3 protein-coding genes are annotated in these 2,399 nt (G+C 59.6%); all 3 read right to left on the reverse strand.

Annotation, left to right across the window (positions count from 1 at the left end; genetic code table 11):
• Nucleotides 1-16 precede the first annotated feature (16 nt).
• Genes tnpC through PVW46_RS15105 form a run of 3 tightly spaced genes read right to left on the reverse strand, consistent with a single transcriptional unit; the run spans nucleotide 17 to nucleotide 2,314 of the window.
• Nucleotides 17-1,528, reverse strand: coding sequence for an IS66 family transposase (tnpC, locus tag PVW46_RS15095; RefSeq protein WP_274576452.1), 1,512 nt, complete (start codon nucleotides 1,526-1,528; stop codon nucleotides 17-19).
• A 55-nt stretch (nucleotides 1,529-1,583) separates the two neighbouring features.
• Entirely contained in the window at nucleotides 1,584-1,937 is a 354-nt protein-coding gene (gene tnpB, locus PVW46_RS15100; RefSeq protein WP_274576453.1) for an IS66 family insertion sequence element accessory protein TnpB, read from the reverse strand.
• Nucleotides 1,934-2,314 carry a transposase gene (locus PVW46_RS15105; RefSeq protein ID WP_274576454.1) on the reverse strand — a complete coding sequence of 127 codons (381 nt, stop codon included), beginning with the start codon at nucleotides 2,312-2,314 and terminating at the stop codon, nucleotides 1,934-1,936. Before PVW46_RS15105 ends, tnpB begins: the two co-directional genes overlap by 4 nt.
• Nucleotides 2,315-2,399 lie beyond the last annotated feature (85 nt).

Here is a 2,399-nt window from a genome sequence, read left to right on the forward strand (position 1 = left end):
GTAAGCGGTGCGCTGGTCACACGGTCTTGGCGTAGTTCCAGGGCAGCAACTCGTTGATGCCTGTTTGTCTGTGGCCTGCGGCAATGGCTGTCAGTACGCCTGACAGATAGGCGTGTGGCTCGATCCCGTTGAGTTTGCAGGTCTCGATCAGGGAGGCGATGATGGCCCAGTTTTGCGCGCCAGCATCATGCCCGGCGAAGAGAGTATTTTTGCGGTTCAGGGCGATGGGGCGGATCGTCCGCTCGACGGGGTTTGAATCCAGTTCAATGCGACCATCATCAAGGAACAGGATTAGCCCGTCCCAGTATTTGGCGATGTATTTCAAAGCCTCTCCGGTTGGCGATTTGGCTGAGACGCGGGCACGGCTTTGGGCCAGCCAAAGCTGGAAGGCGTCGATGATGGGTTTTGAGCGCTCTTTCCGTGCAGCGAGCCGTTGGTTGTCAGACAGGCCACGCAGGTCTTTTTCGATGCGATAGAGTGCCTGGATTTGCGCCAAGCCTTCCTGCGCGATTGGGGCCGCGCCGGATTGGGCGACATCATGCAGTTTGCGGCGGGCATGGGCCCAGCAATAGGCCAGTGTCACGTCCTGCGTGGGGCGTTTGAGCAGACGGTTATAGCCAGCATAGCCATCCACCTGCAGGATGCCGCTGAAGCCCTTCAAGATTTTGTCCGCGTGCTGGCCAGACCGACCGGGCGCGTAGGTAAAGGCCACACCGGGCGGATCATCACCGCCCCATGGCCTGTCATCACGGGCAAGGGCCCAGAAGTACCCGGTTTTGGTGCGTTTGCGCCCCGGTGCCAGGACCGGCGCGGGCGTTTCGTCCATGAAGAGCTTGGTTGAGCGCTTCAGATCGGCCATCAGCGCATCATAAACCGGGGTCAATTCGAACGCCGATTTGCCGACCCAAGCGGCCAGGGTCGAGCGATCAAGATCGATCCCCTGACGGCTGTAAATCTGGGCTTGTCGATAGAGCGGCAGGTGATCGGCATATTTGGAGACCAAAACATGGGCCAGCGTGGCCTCGGTTGGCATGCCGCCAGCGATGATGTGGGCGGGTACCGGAGCCTGGGTAATCCCACTCTCACAGGACCGGCAGGCATATTTGGGGCGGCGGGTGACGATCACGCGGAACTGGGCCGGGATGATATCCAGCCGTTCGCTCACATCCTCGCCGATGACATGACGTTCTGCCCCGCAGGCACAGGAGAGGTCAGGTTCGATAACCACCTCAACCCGTTCCAGATGCTTGGGCAGTGATCCACGGTTCGTTTGGCGCGGCTTTGGTGGCCGAACGGGCACGGTGCGCGCGTCGGCGTCAATTTCGGCTTCCACCTGCGCGATGGCGGTCTCGATATCCTCAAGCTCCAACTCATATTGGGCGGGGTCAATCTTCTCGGATTTGGACCCAAACAGCGCCTTCTTGAAGGAGGCGACCAAGGCTTCAAGCCGCGCATTCTGATCCTGTTGCGCACGGATGATTGCCTTCAGTTCAGCAATGTCATCAGGCAATTTGTCAGGCACGCTCATGCCTGTTCCCATAGCAAAACAAGGGCGGAATGACCCGCGCAAACGCCCCTGTGAGTCACTCCGTCGCAGAGGGAGCTGTCACCTCCAAGGGCTGCACACGCCGCCAATCCAGACCCGCAAACAGCGCCTCAAACTGGGCCGGTTCCAGGCGCATCACCCCGTTCCTGATCGCAGGCCAAGTGAAGCTGTTATCCTCAAGCCGTTTGTACGCCATCACCAGTCCGCTGCCGTCCCAGTAGATCAGTTTCAGCCGATCCGCCCGCTTGGCCCGGAAGACATAGACCGACCCATCAAATGGCTTCTGACGTAGCTGGCTCTGCACCAAAGCTGCCAGCCCGTCGTGGCCTTTACGAAAGTCCACCGGATCGCTGGCCACAAAGATCCGGACCTTATGGGATGGCGTGATCACGGGGACAGGGCCTTCGCGATCTCAGCAATCCGCATCGCGGGCGTCGCAGCATCAAGACGAACGGCAACATCGCCCGTGATCACATCAATCGTACCGGACGAGGTGGTGGGCACAGGCTGTGCTACGGGCGCTTCAATCTCGACCGGCACAAAGTCCATGCCATCCAAATTGGGCAAAACCAGCTTGCCCTGACGCGCCATCCGCCGCCAATCCGACACGGTGCTCGGGATCAACTCATATCGCTGCGCCACAGCCTTGACCGTCTCCCCTTCAATCAACGTCTCGGCAACAATCCGCGCCTTCAACTCAGGCGGCCAATTCCGCTTACCGTCCGCACGGCGAGGCACCATTGCCAGAAACTCGCTTGTAGCTCCCATCGAGAAACTCCCCACAAACCAAAGAAACCTTTGAATCGCAGATCAAACGTCAGGCCGTAAGTGTGGGGGCGGCACACCGCTTACA

The organism is Mameliella sp. AT18, assembly GCF_028807275.1.
Lineage (GTDB): Bacteria > Pseudomonadota > Alphaproteobacteria > Rhodobacterales > Rhodobacteraceae > Antarctobacter > Antarctobacter albus.